General features: G+C 69.9%; 11 protein-coding genes. 5 read left to right on the plus strand and 6 right to left on the minus strand.

The annotated features are described in order from the left end of the window. Window positions 1-16 precede the first annotated feature (16 nt). Genes arfB through recC form a run of 4 tightly spaced genes read right to left on the minus strand, consistent with a single transcriptional unit; the run spans window position 17 to window position 9,742 of the window. The gene (gene arfB / locus WS45_RS24655) at window positions 17-421 is read right to left on the minus strand and encodes an alternative ribosome rescue aminoacyl-tRNA hydrolase ArfB (RefSeq protein ID WP_044848015.1); all 405 of its coding nucleotides are present in this window, start codon (window positions 419-421) and stop codon (window positions 17-19) included. Continuing rightward, window positions 418-2,706: an AAA family ATPase gene (locus tag WS45_RS24660; RefSeq protein ID WP_059702132.1), complete on the minus strand. Its 2,289-nt coding sequence runs from the start codon at window positions 2,704-2,706 to the stop codon at window positions 418-420. Before WS45_RS24660 ends, arfB begins: the two co-directional genes overlap by 4 nt. Next, a complete protein-coding gene (recB, locus tag WS45_RS24665; RefSeq protein WP_059702134.1) occupies window positions 2,703-6,407 on the minus strand; it encodes an exodeoxyribonuclease V subunit beta in 3,705 nt (1,234 codons plus the stop codon). The genes WS45_RS24660 and recB overlap by 4 nt, the downstream gene beginning before the upstream one ends. Continuing rightward, window positions 6,404-9,742: an exodeoxyribonuclease V subunit gamma gene (recC, locus tag WS45_RS24670; protein ID WP_059702135.1), complete on the minus strand. Its 3,339-nt coding sequence runs from the start codon at window positions 9,740-9,742 to the stop codon at window positions 6,404-6,406. The genes recB and recC overlap by 4 nt, the downstream gene beginning before the upstream one ends. A gap of 181 nt (window positions 9,743-9,923) precedes the next feature. On the opposite strand from recC, the gene WS45_RS24675 reads away from it, so the two are divergent. Both WS45_RS24675 and WS45_RS24680 read left to right on the plus strand, forming a co-directional pair. Then, complete coding sequence (locus WS45_RS24675) at window positions 9,924-12,215, plus strand: FUSC family protein (protein WP_059702138.1); 2,292 nt, start codon at window positions 9,924-9,926, stop codon at window positions 12,213-12,215. A 297-nt stretch (window positions 12,216-12,512) separates the two neighbouring features. Further along, window positions 12,513-13,880 (plus strand): amino acid permease, encoded by a 1,368-nt coding sequence (locus tag WS45_RS24680; RefSeq protein ID WP_059523597.1) that lies wholly within the window; start codon window positions 12,513-12,515, stop codon window positions 13,878-13,880. A gap of 159 nt (window positions 13,881-14,039) precedes the next feature. On the opposite strand, the gene WS45_RS35230 is transcribed toward WS45_RS24680, so the two are convergent. Further along, window positions 14,040-14,201 carry a hypothetical protein gene (locus tag WS45_RS35230; RefSeq protein ID WP_006476417.1) on the minus strand — a complete coding sequence of 54 codons (162 nt, stop codon included), beginning with the start codon at window positions 14,199-14,201 and terminating at the stop codon, window positions 14,040-14,042. A 242-nt stretch (window positions 14,202-14,443) separates the two neighbouring features. Between WS45_RS35230 and WS45_RS24685 the strand changes: the two genes are divergently transcribed. The 3 genes from WS45_RS24685 to WS45_RS24695 are packed head-to-tail and all read left to right on the plus strand — an operon-like array spanning window position 14,444 to window position 17,931. Further along, window positions 14,444-15,487 (plus strand): Fe(3+) ABC transporter substrate-binding protein, encoded by a 1,044-nt coding sequence (locus WS45_RS24685; RefSeq protein ID WP_059683054.1) that lies wholly within the window; start codon window positions 14,444-14,446, stop codon window positions 15,485-15,487. Next, the gene (locus WS45_RS24690) at window positions 15,477-17,153 is read left to right on the plus strand and encodes an ABC transporter permease (RefSeq protein ID WP_059702140.1); all 1,677 of its coding nucleotides are present in this window, start codon (window positions 15,477-15,479) and stop codon (window positions 17,151-17,153) included. Before WS45_RS24685 ends, WS45_RS24690 begins: the two co-directional genes overlap by 11 nt. Before the next feature lie 4 nt (window positions 17,154-17,157). After that, the gene (locus WS45_RS24695) at window positions 17,158-17,931 is read left to right on the plus strand and encodes an ABC transporter ATP-binding protein (protein ID WP_059702142.1); all 774 of its coding nucleotides are present in this window, start codon (window positions 17,158-17,160) and stop codon (window positions 17,929-17,931) included. A gap of 80 nt (window positions 17,932-18,011) precedes the next feature. Here the strand turns inward: WS45_RS24695 and WS45_RS24700 are convergent, their stop codons facing one another. Further along, complete coding sequence (locus tag WS45_RS24700; protein WP_006754321.1) at window positions 18,012-18,482, minus strand: Lrp/AsnC family transcriptional regulator; 471 nt, start codon at window positions 18,480-18,482, stop codon at window positions 18,012-18,014. Window positions 18,483-18,498 lie beyond the last annotated feature (16 nt).

The raw sequence follows: 18,498 nt of genomic DNA on the forward strand, positions 1-18,498 counted from the left end.
CCGGCGATTCGTTTCGTCAGTCGATCACCTTCCCTCTTCCGGACTTCACCACGCTGCGGCGCGACTTGTGTTCGAGCCGCCGCTCCTTCGATGCGCGTGTCGGCCGTGTCGCGACCCGCGCACGCGGCGTGAACGCGACGCTGCCGATCAACGCATCGAGCCGCGCGAGTGCTGCCTCGCGGTTTTTCTCCTGGGTGCGGTATTCCTGCGACTTGATCACGACGATGCCGTCGCGCGTGATGCGCTGGTCGGACAGCGCGAGAAGCCGTTCCTTGATGACGGGCGGCAGCGACGACGCGCGGATGTCGAAACGCAGGTGAATCGCGCTCGACACCTTGTTGACGTTCTGGCCGCCGGCGCCCTGCGCGCGCACGGCGGTCCATTCGACTTCGGCCGGATCGAGCGTATAGCGGATCATCATCGCGACGTCTCCTTGCGGCGCCGCGCGAGCGCCTCGTCGACGCGGGCCGCCAGGCCCGAATCGCGTTGCGTCCGTGTCGCGACCGCCTGCGCCAGCACGCGCCGCGGGCCGATCACCTGCACGCGCGTGCGCGCACGCGTGACCGCGGTATAGACGAGTTCGCGCGTGAGCACACGGCCGAACGATGCCGGCAGCACGAGCGCGGCCTCGTCGAATTCGGAGCCCTGCGACTTGTGGACGGTCAGCGCGAACGCCGTTTCATGCGGCGGCAGCGCCGCGGGCGACACGGCGCGCGCGGTGCCGTCCGCGCGGCGGAACCATACGCGCAGCACGCCCTGCGCGTCCGGCAACGCGATGCCGATGTCGCCGTTGAACAGCCCGAGCGCATAGTCGTTGCGCGTCACCATGATCGGCCGCCCGGTGAACCAGTGTGCGCCGACCGCGAGCGGCACGCGCGCGGCATGCCGCACGTGCGTGGCCACCAGCGCATTGACGTGCTCGGCGCCACGCGATCCCGTGCGCGTCGCGCAGAGGATCCGGAAGCGGTTGAGCGCATCGAACAACGGCAGCGGGTCGGGCTCCGGCCCGGACAACGCGGTGCGCAACGCATCGAGGTACGCGCCGAACCGGCGCGCGAGCCGCTCGACCGTCGACGCCGCAAGCGTCTCGCCCGCATCGTCGTGAAACGACGCGGCAGCGGCATCGTCGGCCGGCAACGCGTCGAGCGTGCCCTGCACGTCGCCGCGGCGGATCGCGAGCGACAGGCGGCCGATCGGCGAATCGAGACCGAAACGGTAATTGCGTTCGAGCCACACGACGCAGTCTGCGAGCGGTGCGGGTGACGCGGCCGCGATGTCGTCGGCTTGCGTTGCAACAGTCGACACGCGTGTTGCCGAACCTCCCGCGTGAGCCGGATCGAACGGCGCGAGCTCGACGGCGTCGAGCCACGCGAGTTCGTCGGCCTCGATCCATGCAGGATCGGTGGCCGCGGAGGCGCTATCGAGGTCTGTCAGTGCAGGTGACGACGGATCGATACGTGGCACCGCGTCAGCCGGGGAAACCGCTTCGTCCTGCGGGTCGTCATCGAACAGCGACCCCTGGCGCGTATCCACGTTGCGCCGTGCCGGCGGCTTGCGCGCCGCGCTCGCCGACAATGGCGCGGAAGCCCGGGCCGGGGCTTGAGCTGCAACAGCAACCGCCCCCGCCACTTCGCCGTCCGGTACCGGCAACGCCGCGACGAATGCCGCTTCGTCGATCCCGAGCGCATCCGCGATGCGCGTGCGCGCAGCGGCGGTGAACGTCGGCCGTGCGCTGAGTTCGGCGAACACGGCGCCGGCTTCGACCGCGGCAAGCTGATCCTTGTCGCCGAGCAGCACGAGCCGTGCACCCGGCGCGAGCGCATCGAGCAGATGCGCGGCAAGCGCGACGTCGATCATCGACGCCTCGTCGACCACGATCAGGTCGTACGGCAACGGATTGTCGCGATGATGGCGGAAGCCCGCCGCCCCGCCGCCGCCGAGCAGGCGATGCAGTGTGTACGACGTGTCGGGCAGGCGCGCGGCAAGTTCCGGCGGCAGGTCGCCCGCCCGTGCGTGCAGCGCTTCCTGCATCCGCTGCGCGGCCTTGCCGGTCGGCGCCGCCAGCGCGATGCGCAACCCCGGATGCGCGTCGAGCAGACAAGCCAGCACGCCGACGACGGTCGTCGTCTTGCCGGTGCCGGGGCCGCCGCTGACGATCGTCACGCGTCCTGTCAGCGCAACGATCGCCGCGACGCGCTGCCAGTCCACTTCGCCCGTCGCGGGCCCGAAGTAACGCGCGAGACTGTCGCGCAACCGGTCGGGCGACAGCACCTCGCCCGGTGCGGCGACGCCGGCCTGCGCGACAAGCGCATCGGCGAGCCGCCGTTCGTAGTCGAAATAGCGCGACAGATACAGATGGTCGTGCCGGTCGACGATCAGCGGCCGCTCGTCGCCGCGCGCGAGCGTGCCGAACGCCACCACGCCGCTCGCGGCAAGCGCCGCGCGCACGTCGTCGACCGGTTCCTCGTAGCGCTGCGCGAGCGCGCCGAGCGACACGCATACGTGGCCGCCCGCGGTCGCCCGGCTCGTCGCGAACGCGGCACGCGCCGCCCAGCGCGCGGCCGCGGCCGGCGCACCCGCGCGGCGCGACAGGTCGCCGATGCGTCGCGCGAACCCTTCCGCGAGCGCAATGCCGAAATCAGCCGGCTCGGGCAGGCGCGCGACGAGGCCGCCGGTGAATTCGAGCGTATCGTCGGACACGTTCATGCGCGGCCCCCTTCCATCATCCGGTCGAGCGCGTCGACGAGTTCGCGCGCGGGCCGCCGCGCATGCACGCCGGCCGGTTCGCCGGCACTGCGCCAGTCCGGCCGCACGCCACGCACGAACAGGTAAAGATAGCCCGCGATATGCGTGTCGTAGTCATAGTCGGGCAGCCGCCCGCGCAAATAGCGATGCAGCGCAACCGTATAGAGCAGCGCCTGCAGGTGATAGGCATGATCGGCCATCGCGACGTCGAGCGCGCGCGGGCCGTAAGCGTCCGGCGTATTGCCGAGATGGTTCGACTTCCAGTCGACGATCCAGAAGCGGCCGTCGTGTTCGACGATCATGTCGATGAAACCCTTGATGAAACCGGCGAGCACGCCCGCGTCCAGCGCAACGTCCGGATAGCCGTGGGCGACCAGCAGCCGGCGCAGCGCGCCCAGCTCGAGCGACGGCGCCGGGAACAGGAAACCCATTTCGTCGAGCCGCTTGGCGGGATCGAGATCCGCGAGCCGCATGCCCGGCACGAGCTCCGTGCGCACGACATCGTCGACGAGCCGCGCCATCATCGCGGGCAGGCGCGTCGCGAGTTCGGGCTCGGCCTCGACTGGCCGGTCATGCAGCGCGCCAAGCGCCGCCTGGTGCCATGAATCCGGCTCGGTGAACCGACTGAGTTCGAACAGCCGATGCAGACACTCGCCCGCTGCCGCGCCGCGCGGAAACACGAGGATGTCGTCGTCCGGCGGCTCGACCGCGACGGTGTCGTCCACGGCAAGCGCGCCGTCCGGCGCGACGGCGGCAAGCGCATCGTGATCGGGCCGCAGCTCGTCGTCCGGCACGACCGCGACGCCCGCCTCCTCGCGCGCTATCGACGCGGTCAGCGAACTGAAGCTCGCCATCCGCCACGCGTCGCGCAGCGCGCGCGTCGCATGGCGGGCGGCGAGCGTCTGCGATGCATCGTGGCCGGCGGCCAGCCGCTCACGGCGCGCCGGCACCGGCAACGGTGCAACGCTCACGGGCCCGCCCGCGAGCGCTTGCCACGCAGCGTCGAGCACCGCTTCGTCGGGCGGCTCGTCGAGCCACGCGTCGAACGACTGGCCGGCTCCGGCCACGAGCCAGTTCAGCACGCTGCGCCGCGCCTCGCGGGTCGAGCGCGACGACAGATAAGGCCCCGCGACGAGATAGCACCGATAGACCGCGCGCGTGAGCGCCACGTAGACGAGCCGCGCGCGTTCCGCCGCCTGCTCGCGCAACGCCTGGCGCGCGGCATGCTCGGCGGCTTCGTCGTCGCACCCGTAATGCAGCACGGCGTCGCCCGCATCGTCGTGATACTCGCGCGCGTCGGGCAACGCCGACGCCGGCGGCTCGCGCAGCCCGCCGTCGTTCAGGAACGGACAGAACACGACCGCATATTCGAGGCCCTTCGACTTGTGCACCGTCACGATCTGCACGAGGTTGCGATCGGACTCGAGACGCAGCTGCGCTTCCTCGCCGCCGCCGTCGAGCCGTTGCGCGGCGAGCCAGCGCAGCGTCGGCGCGATGCCCGGCTGCGCGGACGCGCGCGCCTGCGTCAGTTCGGCCAGATGGTTGATGTCGGTCACGCGGCGTTCGCCGTCCGCGCCGGCCATCAGCCGCTCGGCGATCCGCAGCTCGCGCGTGAACGTGCGCCACATCACCGCGAAGCCGCGTTCTCGCCACAACAGCCGATAGCGCGAGAAGCGCTCGACCCAGCTCATCGCGTCCGCGCTGTCGGCCGCTGCGCGCGACACATCGCCGTCGCCCTGCTCCATCCGCCACAACGCCCCGGCGTCGAGGCCGAACCAGTCGGCGGCCAGCGCCGCGCGCAAGCGCCGCAGGTCGCCGGGCGCATCGATCGCCGCGAGCACGCGCTCGAGCTGCTCCGCATCGCCGGTCGAAAACACGGACGCCTGCGCGAGCTCGACGCTGCCGATGCCCCACGTGGCGAGCACGCGCTTCACGAGGCTCCCCTGCCGGTGCGTCTGCACCAGCACCGCGACGTCGCCCGGCGACAGCGGCATATCACCGAGCCGCACATGTCCTTCGCGCGCGCCGCGCATCAGCCGGGCAATCTCGGCCGCGCACGCCTGGGCGGCCTGTGCCTGCGCGTCGCGCTTGAGCAGCGTGCCGTCGCCGCCCGGCAGCGCCCAGATCCGGAAATCGCCGGCCGGGCCCGGATCGGTCCCGTCGACGAACGGTGCACGCGCGCGCGTGCCGGCGCGCACCGCGTAATAGTCGAGCCCGTCGAGCACGAACGCGCGCGGGTTCGACATGAAGAAGCGGTTGCACGCATCGACGATCGCCGGCGTCGAACGCTGGTTGACCGCGAGCGTGTAGCACGCGCTCGCGCTTGCCCGCGCGGCGAGATACGTATGCAGATCCGCCGCGCGGAAGCTGTAAATCGCCTGCTTCGGATCGCCGACGAGAAAGAGCGGCCCGCCCGGTGCGAAGATCCGGTCGAAGATCGCGAACTGCAGCGGGTCCGTATCCTGGAATTCGTCGATCAGCGCGGCCGGATAGCGCGCGCGCAGCGTCTCGGCGAGCCACGGATGCGCATGCAGCGCGTGATAGAGGTTCGCGAGCAGATCGTCGAACGACACGACGCGGCGCGTACGCTTGCGCTCGGCCAGCTCGCCCGGCGCGGTGTCGAGCCAGTCGGCGACCAGCGCGAGCCAGCGCGCGCGCTGCGCGGCCTCGGCGGCGGCCACCGCCGCTTCGAGCGCGTCGGCGACGTCGAAGAATGGGTGTTCGGGGGTCGCGCCGCCCTTTTTCGTCGCCTTCGCGAGCGCCGTGCGGGTGAGCTTGAGCGCCGCCTTCGGCAGCGCGGCGGCGGCGTTGCCTTGCGCGAAATGCGCGGACCACGCGCCGAGCGCATCGGCGACGGCGTCGGGCTTGTGCGAACGCTGATTGAGCACGGGCTGCGCGGTGCGCAGCAGCGCGTCGATCGCCTCCCGCTCGTCGGCCCACATCCGCGCGGCCTCCGCGAAGCATTCGACGGCAGCGGCCTCCGCCGAGGCGTCCGGTTCGACGACGCCGTCCCAGCGTAGCGCGGCGAGCGGCTTCTTCAGCCGCCGCGCGAGCTGGGCGTCGAGCGCGGCCGGGCCCGCGCCCGAATCGACGAGCCACGTCGCGAAGCCGGGCCAGCGCGCGGCCATCGGCTCGACGCGCGTGCGCCAGAAGTCCGCCGCGAGCTCGAAGCGCAGCGCCGCATCGTCGGCCTGCATCTCGAACGCGAACGGCATCGCGGCCGCGAACGGCGCTTCCTGCAGCGCACGCTGGCAGAACGCGTGGATCGTGTGGATCGCCGCCTGGTCGAATGCGCGCAGCGCACGCCGGATCCGCTTCGCGGCGGTCTCGGGGTCGAGCGCGCCGGCTTCGCCGAGCGTCGTCTCGAGCAGGCGCGCGACGAACGGATCGCCACCGTCGTCGCCGGTATCGAGCGCATGCGCGAGCTGCGCCAGCCGCCCGCGGATCCGCTCGTGCAGCTCGGCCGTCGCCGCCTTCGTAAAGGTCACGACGAGGATTTCATCCGCGCCGAGATCCTTCTCCAGCAGCAGGCGCACGTAAAGCGCGCAAATATTCCACGTCTTGCCGGTACCGGCCGACGCCTCGATCTGGTTGACGCCGTCGAGCGGACACGCGAACACATCGAGTTCGAGCGCCGCCTGCGGCTGGGATGCGGCGCTCATGCGACCTCCTTCAGATGTTCCAGCATCGGCTCGAACACGAGCCGCGCGAGTGTGCCGAACGGCTCCTCGAGCGAAGGATGCGCACCGCGCCATGTGATCGCGATCGCCGGATCGTCGGCTTCGCTCACCACGCGCTCGTTGATCCAGACGCTCGCCGCCTTCGCCTCGCCGTCGGAAATGCGCGCCCACGCGCTGCGCGGGAAGAACCGCAGCGGCATGCGCCGCCCCGCGCGAAACAGCGCGGCGAGCGGCGCGAGGCGCTCGAGCGGTGCCGCGACCGGCGTGAGTTCGAACGCGCCGCCGCTGCCGAACCACAGCGTGCGGCGCGGACCGTCGGGCTCCACCGCGCAGTAGACGAGGTGCGCGAGCCACGCGGACAAGTAGTCGCGCGCGCTCGGCCGTGCATAGCGATAGATGATCTGGCCTGCCGGCGTCAGCCGGTTCAGCGTGCCGTGCAGCTCGAGCGGCGCACTCACCGCATCACCGGACAGCATCGCGTCATCGGCACCGAACAGCGCCTGTTCGGTGTCGGGCCAGGCAGGCGCGATCGCGAGCGTGAACGGCCGCCGTTCCATGCCGTCCGCCAGCGCACGCCGCACGTTCGACGCAAGCTGCGTCATCGAGCCGAGCGCCTGGTCGCGCCAGACCGCGCCCGTCGCGCCGCCCGGCAGTTCCGGGCTGGCGTCCGCGATGCGCAGCGCATGATCGTGCACGCCCCCTTCGTCCGATTCGATCAGAAGCGGCAGCACGCGCTCGGCGAGCGCGTCGCTGCCCGCGAAGTCGAGTGCGAACGGCTCCGTGTCGAGCAGTTCGGCCTGCGCGTCGGACAGCACGATGCCGAGCCGCGCACGCAGCAGCGCGCGGGCCGGATGCCGCCAGAACCGTTCGAATTCGCTGAACGCGACAGGTTCGACCGGCTCGGCCGGCAGCGGCTGCGCGAAGAACGGTTGCTCGCGCGTCGCGTCGCGCGCGGCTTCGGCTGCCAGCAGCGACGCCAGCGTCGCGCGCTCGGCGTCGTACGACGCCAGTTCGCTGCCGGGCCGGAAATACTCGGCCGCGAACGGTTGCAGCGGATGTTCGACGATGAACGCGCGCCGCGCGGCATCGACCGCGTCCGGTGGGGCATCCTCGCCGGCCGTGACGAGCGCGAGATGGTCGAGCAGTTCGTCGACGAGCGCCGCGGGCGGCAACGGCGCGTTATCGCGAATGCTGCGCCCCGTATAGGCAATCAGCAGCCGGTCGCGCGCGGCGAGCAGCAGGTCGAGGAACAGGTTGCGTTCGTCGTCGCGACGCTGCCGGTCGCCGAGCTTCGGCAACACGGCCATCAGGTCGAACTCGTCCGCGCGGGCGAGGCTCGGCAGCACGCCGTCGTCCATGCCGAGCAGGCACACGACGCGGTATGGCAGCCCGCGCAGGCTCGTCAGCGACGAGAACGTGACGCCGCCCCACGGCACCCCGCCGCGCGCCGGATCGTCGAGCGCGGCTGCCAGCCCCGCGCGTACGACGGCCGCGGGCAAGGCTGCGTCGGGCGCGCCTTCCGTCATCGCGGCCAGCATCGCGTCGAGCGCGTCGCGCACGCCCGAGAGCGCATCGGCATACGCGGCGCCGGAGTCGAAGAACCGCGCGAGCGTGTCGGCGAACAGTTCGCTCCATGCGCGCGGCGTGTGCGCGTCGGCGAGCCGTCGCGAGAAGCCGTCGAGATCGTCCGTGAAGCGCGCGAGCCGGCCGAGCAGTTCAGCCTCGCTGCCGGTGGCCGCCTCGATCGGCAACCATGCGCCGACCGGTGCCGCGCCCTCGGGCATCGCATAGCCGAGGAAGAGGCGCGCGAGCGCATCGGAAAACGTATGGCGCGGCGCAGGCACCGCTGCATCGTCGCTCACCGTCGGCGACAGCCCGCGCCGCGCGCCGGCGGCCGCGAGCCAGGTCTGAACCGTCTCGAGCGCGGTTGCGTCGATACCGTAACGGGCCGCCACTGCATCGACGCGCAGCCATTCGACCAACTCGGGCGCGCCGACCTGCCGTTCCGGTAACGCGAGCCATTCGAGCAGCACGCGCGCGACTGGGTTCGCCTGCGACGGCGGCAGGCCGGTGATCCGGTAAGGCACGCGCGCGCCGCCGGCGCCCGCGGTGCCGAACACGGCATCGATCAGTGGCCCGGCCGCTGCGAGATCGGCGACCGCCACGAGCACATCGGACGGCTGCAGCGTCGCGTCCGCATCGAACCACGCGAGCAGGCGGTCATGCAGCACCTCGAGCTGGCGCGCGAGGCTGTGGCATACGTGCACCTCGATCCCGCGCTCGGCCGGCGCTTCGCCGAGCTCCGCCTCCGGTTGCAGGTCGAGGATCGCGTTCTGCACGCGCGCGAGCCAGGTCGGCGCGGGATTCCCGACGAAACGCGACGCGTCGCCCGACGCGGCGCTTTCAGTCAGTTCGTGCAGCATGTGCAACTGCGCCTGCGTCTGCCGGCCCCACTCCGCGAGCAGCGGATGGCCGACTTCCTGATAGTCCAGCCGGCCGGCCGCGTCGAGCGCCTCGGCATGCGCGGCGGTGACGATGTCGAACCAGAATTCGCGGCACGGATTGAGCGCATAGACGCGCACGTCGATCCAGCGCGACAGCTCGCGCAACAGCGCGACGTGCAGCGGCGGCATCGTCGGCAGCGCGAACACGCTGACCGATTCAGGCCAGTCGGCACGCGCGACGGTTTCGGGATCGAGGTTGCGCGCCTCCACGAGGAAGCGATGCGCGGGCGGCGTGCCGCTGTCGCTCAGCTCCGCAAGCAGCGCGCGCCACAGCGCCGCCTGCCAGTGCTCGTCGTCGCGTGCGGCATCGCTGGTTCCGCGCGGCGCGACGTCGCCCGCGAGCACCGACTCGCCGGCCTGCCATGCGGCCAGCCATTCGGGCCGATAGGTCAGGTAATGATCGAGCACGGCCGCGACGCGCTGTGCGAGCTCGTAGCGCATCGCGTCGTCGGACGCGGACAGATACGCAGCCAGCCGCGGCGACGCGAGCCACGGCGCGCCGCTCGCACCCTGTGCGAACAGCCGGTAGCAGCGCCACACGAGGCGGTCCGGCGCGAACGGCGAGCGCGCGGGCACCGTCAGCACGCGGCCGATCTGCGCCCACAGCCATTGCGCGAGATACGTAAACTCGACGTTCGCGCACACGCCGTGGCGCACGGCGATGTCGAGTTCCAGACGGCGGCGCAGCGCCGCGCTCGGCACGATGACCTGTTGCGGCGCCCACGGGCCGTTGCGGGCCGGAAACGCGGCCAGGTCGTCGAGCAGCGCGTCGGCCAGCGTTTCGTGACGGTTCGAATAGAAGAGATGGAGCATGAAGCGGGTGTCGGAGCCTTGCGCCGGCCAGGCCGTGCGAACGGGAGCACCAAGGATAGCAAAAGGACCGTCGCGGCGAACCTCGTCCGAAAGGCCAGGTTTTGCGGACCACGAAATACGATAGACTCGTCGCCAGTCAATACGCCGCCCCGGGCGTCTTCGTCTGTCATTCAGCCCATCGATGCGCTATTCGGTCGAAATCAGAAAGTTTTTCTACAGCCAGTACTTTTTCGGCGGCCTGCGGATCGCGGTCGGCGTATCGCTGCCGGCCGTGCTGTGCCTGATCGTGTTTCACAACCGGGAGCTCGGCTTCACGATCTCGACCGGCGCGCTCGGCGCGTGCGTCGTCGACATGCCGGGCCCGCTGAAGTACAAGCACAACGAAATGCTCGCGTGCAGCGTGATCGGCTTCCTGGCCGCGCTCGCGACCGGCCTCGCCACGCCGAACATCTTCGCGTTGTGGCTGACGATCGTGCCGCTCACGTTCGTGCTGTCGCTGATCGTCGTCTACGGCAACCGCTGGCCGCAGATCAGCTTCGCGACGCTGTTCATGATGGTGATGACGCTCGAGGAGAAGTTCACGCCGCTGCAGGCGTTCGTCAATGCCGGCTGGATTCTCGCGGGCGGCCTCTGGTACACGTACTGGGCGACGCTCGTGTCGCAATGGCAGGCGCGCCGGATCGAACAGCAGGCGCTCGCCGAAAGCCTGTTCGCGTGCGCCGACTACCTGCTCGCGCGTGCGCAGTTCTACGATCTCGATGCCGATCTCGACGAGTGCTATCGCAATCTCGTCGCGAAGCAGATCACCGCGGTCGAAACGCAGGAAACCGCGCGCGACATCGTGCTGCGCAACCTGCCGAAGCTGCGCCGCGGCAAGCTCGACCCCGGCCGCACGACGATGTACAACCTGTTCATCAACAGCGTCGACCTGCACGAGCTGTTCGTCGGCGCGCACACCGACTACCCGCTCGTGCGCAACACGTTCGGCGGCTCCGACCTGATCATTTTCTATCGCGATCTGATCCGCAAGGCGGCCCGCGACCTCGAGGAAATCGGCCTCGCCGTGCTCGAGAATCGCGCGCCGCATTCGCGGATCAGCGTCAAGGCCGAACTGCGCGCGATCGAGTACGAGATCGAGCTGATGCGCAAGAAGAACTTCCCCGCCACCAACGCGGAAGCCTACGCAGCCGTGCTCGCGACGTTCCGGCGCATCTGGAGCGCGACGCGCCTGATCGACCGGATGCGCCGCAACCTGTCGGGCCATGCCGACCCGCAGCAGACCGAACTGAAGATCGACAAGGCGCTTACGCGCTTCCTGCAGCGGCGCCGAATGTCGCCGCTGCTGATCTTCTCCAACCTGAACATGCGCTCGCCGAGCTTTCGCCACGCACTGCGCGTGACGATCGCGGTCGCGGTCGGCTTCTGGCTCGGCCGGCTGCTGCCGCTCACGAACGCCTACTGGATCGTGATGACGACCATCATCATCCTGAAGCCCGGCTACTCGCTCACCAAGCAGCGCAACGCGCAGCGTATCGTCGGCACGTTGATCGGCTGCGCGGCGAGCATTGCGCTGATCTACACGGTCAAGGAGCCGCACCTGCTGATCGCGATCATGTTCGGCTCGATGGTGATGAGCTACAGCCTGCTGCTGTTCAACTACGCGGCGAGCGTCGTGTTCACGTCGTCTTACGTGCTGCTGATGTTCCACCTGCTCGCGCCGGGCAGCATGCGCATCATCGGCGAGCGCGCGATCGACACCGTCGTCGGCTGCATGATCGCGATCGCAGCGAGCCGCCTGTTCCCGTACTGGGAATACCGGCTGATGGGCAAGCTCGTCACCGACATGCTGACCTCGACCCGCAAGTATTTCGAGGCCGTGTGGCGCGCCGGGCGCGGCGTGTCGCCGCTGCCCGTGCCGACCGCCGACGGCGCGGCGGTCGTGCCGGTCGTCGCCGCGGCGATCGAGACGCCGGCCACCGCCCTCGACGACGACTACCGCTACCGCCTTGCGCGCAAGGACGTGCACATCGCGTTCGCGAACCTCGGCCAGGCGTTCCAGCGAATGATGATCGAGCCGAAGGCGCACCAGCGCTTCGTGCCGGAGCTGAACGACCTGCTCGTGCAGACGCACGTCCTCGGTGCCCAGATCACCGCCGCCGCGCCGCTGATCCGCAGCGCGTGCGCGGCCGACGAGAACATCGTCCACGACGATGCGTTGCGCCGCGGCCTGTCCGCCGTGCTCGAGAACCTCGAGAAGGCGGAAGCCGGCGAGCCGCCGCCGGCCGACCAGCTCGACGCGACGAAGCAGATCACCCGCGACCTCGATGCGATGGTCGTGTCCGCGGAAAAATCCGACGCGGTGGGCGCCGAGCTCACGCACGACCTGAAGGTGCTCGCGCACCAGTGCAAGCAGATGCTCGCGTCGTCGCTGCTGATCCGCAAGGACGCGAGCATCATCCGCCTGCCCGCATGAGGCCCTGAAGTCGTTCCGCCGCCGGCCGCCCGCGCATGCAAGCGGGCCGGCCGGCAGCGCTCCCCGCTCCCGCAACTCCCTCCCGAAGCATGACCCGCACGCCCCATACGGCCCACGCGTCCGCCGCGCGACGGCCCCACCTCCGATTGCCCCGGTTGCGCCAGTCAGGGAATACCCGATTCCGGTCGCAGGCTCCGGCTTGTTATCATTCCGACATCTTCAAGTTGTATATACAACTTGAATCAACCGGGCCGGCCCCGTTCGCCCGGTCCGTCGCATAACGATATCGGAGACTCGATGAAGAACTTGCAGCGCCATCTGAGCGCGCGGCACATCCGCTTTCTCGCGCTGGGCTCGGCGATCGGCACCGGCCTGTTCTACGGCTCGGCGTCCGCGATCCAGCTCGCGGGCCCGGCGGTAATCCTGGCCTATATCCTGGGCGGCGCGGCTGTCTACATGGTGATGCGCGCGCTCGGCGAGATGGCCGTGCGCGAGCCCGTCGCCGGCTCGTTCGGCCACTACGCAACCGAAAACCTCGGCCCGTTCGCGGGCTTCGTCACCGGCTGGACCTACACGCTCGAAATGGTGATCGTCGCGATCGCCGACATCACGGCATTCGGCATCTACATGGGCTTCTGGTTTCCGGATGTCCCTCAATGGATCTGGGTGCTCGGCGTCGTCGCGGTCATCTGCGGGCTGAACCTGTGCCATGTGAAGGTGTTCGGCGAGCTCGAGTTCTGGCTGTCGATCATCAAGGTCGGCGCGATCGTCGCGATGATCGGCGGCGGCGTCGCGATCCTGCTGACCGGCATGCATTTCGGCCATTCGGCCGACGTGCCGACGTTCGCGAACCTGTGGAACCATGGCGGCTTCTTCCCGAACGGGATCGGCGGGTTGATCGCGTCGCTGTCGGTCGTGATCTTCGCGTACGGCGGCATCGAGGTGATCGGGATGAGCGCCGGCGAGGCGAAGGACCCTGAGCGCGTGATTCCGCGCGCGATCAACGCGGTGCCCGCGCGCATCCTGTTGTTCTACGTGCTGACGATGGTCGTGCTGATGTCGATCAGCCCGTGGACGGGCGTCGGCAGCGACGGCAGCCCGTTCGTGCAGATCTTCTCTGCGCTCGGCGTGAAGTCGGCCGCGACCATTCTCAACCTCGTGGTGATCAGCGCGGCGATCTCGGCGATCAACAGCGACATCTTCGGCGCGGGCCGGATGATGTTCGGGATGGCGCGGCAGGGCCAGGCGCCGCGCGTGCTGATGGCGACGTCGCGGCACGGCGTGCCATGGGTCACGGTGCTCGTGATGGCCGGCGCGCTGCTGATCGGCGTGCTGCTCAACTACCTGATGCCGAAGGACGTGTTCCTGGTGGTCGCGGCGATCGCGACGTTCGCGACCGTGTGGGTGTGGCTGATGATCCTGCTGTCGCAGGTCGCGATGCGCCGCCGCCTGTCGAGCGCGGAGGTCGCGGCGCTGAAGTTCAAGGTGCCGCTGTGGCCCGTCGCACCCGCGCTGACGATCGCGTTCATGGCTTTCGTGATCGTGATGCTCGGCTGGTTCGAAGATACGCGCGTCGCGCTCTACGTCGGCGCGGCATGGCTCGCGCTGCTCGCGCTCCTGTTCTACGCACGAGTCCGCCCGAAATTTGCGCCTGCGTCACGTTGACGCACGGCTGACCTTCCACGCGGCGCGCCGGCTTCGGCGCTCGCATCTATCGCGGCGCGACGCCTCGCGCCGCCCACCGCTTCCACGCTTCCTGCCGTTCCTGCGCATCGCTGGCGGCCCGACCGGGCCGCGCGGCGATCATGCGCATCCGCGCCGGCGTCAGTGCGACGCGGCGCTCGCGGCCTCGGCCGGATGAGCCTCGTCGTACGCGTGCTTCTGCGAGATCGCGTTATACAGGATCGTCCCGATCACGAGCAGCACGGCCACGACGATCAGGATGCTCACGTTGCGGACAGGGTTCTTCTTGCGCTGATCGTTCATGGTCGGTACGGCTCCGTCGATTTCGTTGAAGCGGGCATTCTACGCGCTTGCGCCTGCGCTGCGACGCCCTGGTAGCGCACCTCCCTCCCATCTTCCTCCCCGCTTTCCGACACCTTTCATTTGATAATCATTCCCATTTCGATCTAGAATCCGAAATCTTTCGCTTTGTAATGTTTCGGGTTGCTCGGGCGGCAGGCACGCCCCGGAACGCTTCTTCGTCCGCCTGCCTCATCGGAGTCTCCATGTCGAACCCGCGCACCCGCCTGCTGCCGCTCGCCGGCGCCCTCGCCCTTGCCGCCGCCGCATTCGCGCCACTGGCCCACGCGGCCGAGGAAGTGAGCCTGTACACCACCCGCGAACCGAAGCTGATCCAGCCGCTGATCGACGCGTTCACGAAACAGAGCGGCGTCAAGGTCAATACGGTGTTCGTGAAGGACGGCCTGCTTGAACGCGTGAAGGCGGAAGGCGCGCAGTCGCCCGCCGACGTGCTGATGACGGTCGACATCGGCAACCTCCTCGACCTCGTCGACGGCGGGCTCGCGCAGCCGGTGCGCTCGAAGGTGCTCGACGATGCGATTCCCGCGAACCTGCGCGGCGCGCAAGGCGACTGGTACGCGCTCTCGCTGCGCGATCGCGTGCTGTACGTGGAGAAAGACCTGAAGGTCGACGCGTTCCGCTACGAGGATCTCGCCGATCCGAAATGGAAGGGCAAGGTCTGCATCCGCTCGGGGCAGCATCCGTACAACACGGCACTCGTCGCGGCGATGATCGCGCACGACGGCGAAGCCGCGACCGAAAAGTGGCTGCGGGGCGTGAAGGCGAACCTCGCCCGCAAGGCGACGGGCGGCGACCGCGACGTCGCGCGCGACATTCTCGGCGGCATCTGCGACGTCGGTCTTGCCAACGCGTACTACGTCGGTCACATGAAGAACGCGGAGCCGGGCACCGATGCGCGCAAGTGGGGCGACGCGATCAAGGTCGTGCGGCCGACGTTCGCGAACGCGAAGAGCGGCGGCACGCACGTGAACATCAGCGGCGCGACGGTCGCGAAGCACGCGCCGCACAAGGCCAACGCGGTGAAGCTGCTCGAGTACCTCGTGTCGCCGGAAGCGCAGGCGCTGTATGCGCAGGCGAACTACGAATATCCGGTGCGCGCGAACGTGAAGCTCGATCCGGTGATCGCGAGCTTCGGCACGCTGAAGGTCGACCCGCTGCCGCTGACCGACATCGCGAAGCACCGCAAGGCGGCCAGCCAGCTCGTCGACAAGGTCGGCTTTGACAACTGACGCAACGTTCGTCCGCGCGCGCCGCCGGCCGCTCCGTTCGCGCGCGGGCGGCCTCTGGCTGGGCGCGGCCGTCGCGATCGCCGCGGCGGTCGCGGCGCCGCTCGCGGTGCTGATCGCCGCCGCGTTCGGCGCCGATCTCGCGCACTGGAAGCATCTCGCCGAATTCGTGCTGCCGCAGGCGCTCGTCAACACGTTGCTGTTGCTCGCGGGCGTCGGCGCGATCGTCACGGTGGTCGGCACCGGCTGCGCGTGGCTCGTCACCGCGTACGACTTTCCCGGCCGCCGGATGCTGACCTGGGCGCTGCTGCTGCCGCTCGCGGTGCCCACCTACATCGTCGCGTTCGCCTATCTCGACCTGCTCCATCCGATCGGCCCCGTGCAAGGCGCGATCCGCTGGCTGCTCGGCTTCGACAGCCCGCGCCAGTTCCGTCTGCCCGACCTGCGCTCGCTGCCCGGCGCGATCTTCGTGCTCGGTTTCGTGCTGTATCCATACGTGTACCTGAGCACGCGCGCGATGTTCGTCACGCAGTCCGCGAGTCTGCTCGAAGCCGCGCGCACGCTCGGCGCGGGACGCATCGCGACGTTCTGGCGCGTCGTCGTGCCGCTCGCGCGGCCCGCGATCGCGGTCGGCGTGAGCCTTGCGCTGCTCGAAACGCTGAACGACATCGGCGCATCGGAATTCCTCGGCGTGCAGACGCTGACCGTGTCGGTCTACACGACGTGGATCACGCGCTCCGATCTCGCCGGCGCCGCGCAGATCGCGCTCGCGATGCTCGCGATCGTCGTCGGCATGATCGCGCTCGAACGCTACGGGCGCCGCCGCCAGCGCTACGCGCACGGCCGGCGCATGCGTCCGGTCGCACCGCGCAAGCTGACGGGCGCGGCCGCGTGGAGCGCCGCCGCGCTCGGCTGGCTGCCGGTGCTGCTCGGCTTCGGCGCACCAGCCGCGTACCTCGCGGTCGAGACCGGCAAGCGGCTGCATCTCGTCGGCGGCGTATCCGCGCAATTGATGACCGGGCTCGCGAACACGCTAACGATCGCCGCCGCCGCAACCGTCGCGACGCTCGCATGCGGGCTCGTCGTCGCATGGGCGGCGCGCGCGCAGCGCGACAGCGCGCGCGCGGGCCCGGCCCGCGTGTGCGCGCGAATCGCGAGCCTCGGCTACGCGGTGCCGGGCACCGTGCTCGCGATCGGCCTGCTGATCCCGTTCGCGGCGGCCGATCGGCTGCTCGGCGCGGCGCTCGGCCGTGACGGACTGCTGCTGATGGGATCGGCGGCCGCGCTCGTGATCGCCTACACCGTACGCTTTCTCGCGATCTCGGCCGGCAGCATCGAAGCCGGCCTCGCGCGCATCCCGCCGTCGCTCGAACACGCCGCGCGCTCGCTCGGCGAGACGGCCGGCGGCACGCTGCGCCGCGTGCACCTGCCGCTGCTGCGACCCGCGCTCACGACGAGCGCACTGCTCGTCTTCGTCGACGCGATGAAGGAGCTGCCGGCGACGCTGCTGCTGCGCCCGCTGAATTTCGACACGCTCGCGACCTGGCTGTATGCGGAGGCCGCGCGCGGCACCTATGAGGAAGGCGCGGTCGCCGCGCTCGCGATCGTGCTGGCCGGGCTCGTGCCCGTGATCCTGCTCGCGCGCACCCGTCACAAGATCGGAGCCTGACACCGTGAACCTGCTCGAACTCGACGACCTCTGCGTCGCCTACGACACGCCGCACGGCCGCCGCATGGTGGTCGACGGGCTGAGCCTCGCGCTGCCGCGCGGCGACATCGGCTGCCTGCTCGGCGCATCGGGCTGCGGCAAGACCACCGTGCTGCGCGCGATCGCGGGCTTCGAGCCCGTACGCATGGGACGCATCGTGCTGGACGGCACGCCCGTCGCGGCGCCGTCGCTCGACGTGCCGCCCGAGCGGCGACGCATCGGGATGATGTTCCAGGACTACGCGCTGTTCCCGCACCTGAGTGCGGCCGACAACGTCGCGTTCGGCCTGCGGCGCATGCCGAAGGCCGAGCGGCGCGCGCGCGTCGCGGACATGCTCGAGCTCGTCGGCCTCGCCGCTTCCGGCAGCGCGTATCCGCACGAACTGTCGGGCGGCCAGCAGCAGCGGGTCGCCCTCGCCCGCGCGCTCGCGCCGTCGCCCGAGCTGCTGCTGCTCGACGAGCCGTTCTCGAATCTCGACGTCGATACGCGCGAGCGGCTCGCGTTCGAGCTGCGCGACATCCTGAAGCGCACGGGGCACACCGCGATCCTCGTCACGCACAATCAGGCGGAAGCGTTCGCGATCGCCGACCGGATCGGCGTGATGAAGGACGGCCGGCTCGCGCAATGGGACACGCCGTACGCGCTGCACCACCATCCGGCCAGCCCGTTCGTCGCGGAGTTCGTGCGCCGCGACGCGCTCGCGGACGAACGCGCACGCGCGCTGTCGCGCGGCCGCTGACCGGGCGATAACGGCGCGTATCGGCGGCGCGCACACGTAACGCCCATGCGCACCGGCGCGGTCCGTTGCCGCCCCGCGCGCTATGCCGGCTCGGACAGATCGCGCACCGGCAGCGCGGTCGAATACTTGATCTGCTCCATCGCGAACGACGAGCTCACGTCGAACAGCGGCACCGCGCGGATCAGTTGCTTGTACACGCGATCGTAATCGTCGATCCCGGCCACCACGACCCGCAGCAGATAGTCGGTCTCGCCGCTCATCCGGTAGACCTCGACGACTTCCGGCATGTCGCGCACGGCCTGCGTGAAGCGCTGTGCCCACTCCTCGGTATGCTGGTTCGTGCGGATCGCGACGAACACCGTCGTGCCGACACCGAGCTTGCGCGGATCGCACAGCGCGACCTGCGCGCGAATCGCGCCGGTTTCCTTGAGCCGCTGCACGCGCTTCCAGCAGGGCGTCTGCGACAAATTCACGCGCTGCGCGAGTTCCGCGATCGGCAATGTGGCATCTGCCTGCAACAGCTCAAGCAGTTTGCGATCGATGGCATCCATTTACCCGGTCCCTCGT

The sequence above is a fragment of the Burkholderia sp. RF2-non_BP3 genome (assembly GCF_001522185.1).
GTDB lineage: Bacteria > Pseudomonadota > Gammaproteobacteria > Burkholderiales > Burkholderiaceae > Burkholderia > Burkholderia diffusa.

Bases quoted from the DNA above. Each gene is read 5' to 3' on its own strand.
- arfB (WP_044848015.1), bottom strand. From the start codon at position 421: ATGATGATCCGCTATACGCTCGATCCGGCCGAAGTCGAATGGACCGCC.
- WS45_RS24660 (WP_059702132.1), bottom strand. From the start codon at position 2,706: ATGAACGTGTCCGACGATACGCTCGAATTCACCGGCGGCCTCGTCGCG.
- recB (WP_059702134.1), bottom strand. From the start codon at position 6,407: ATGAGCGCCGCATCCCAGCCGCAGGCGGCGCTCGAACTCGATGTGTTC.
- recC (WP_059702135.1), bottom strand. From the start codon at position 9,742: ATGCTCCATCTCTTCTATTCGAACCGTCACGAAACGCTGGCCGACGCG.
- WS45_RS24675 (WP_059702138.1), top strand. From the start codon at position 9,924: ATGCGCTATTCGGTCGAAATCAGAAAGTTTTTCTACAGCCAGTACTTT.
- WS45_RS24680 (WP_059523597.1), top strand. From the start codon at position 12,513: ATGAAGAACTTGCAGCGCCATCTGAGCGCGCGGCACATCCGCTTTCTC.
- WS45_RS35230 (WP_006476417.1), bottom strand. From the start codon at position 14,201: ATGAACGATCAGCGCAAGAAGAACCCTGTCCGCAACGTGAGCATCCTG.
- WS45_RS24685 (WP_059683054.1), top strand. From the start codon at position 14,444: ATGTCGAACCCGCGCACCCGCCTGCTGCCGCTCGCCGGCGCCCTCGCC.
- WS45_RS24700 (WP_006754321.1), bottom strand. From the start codon at position 18,482: ATGGATGCCATCGATCGCAAACTGCTTGAGCTGTTGCAGGCAGATGCC.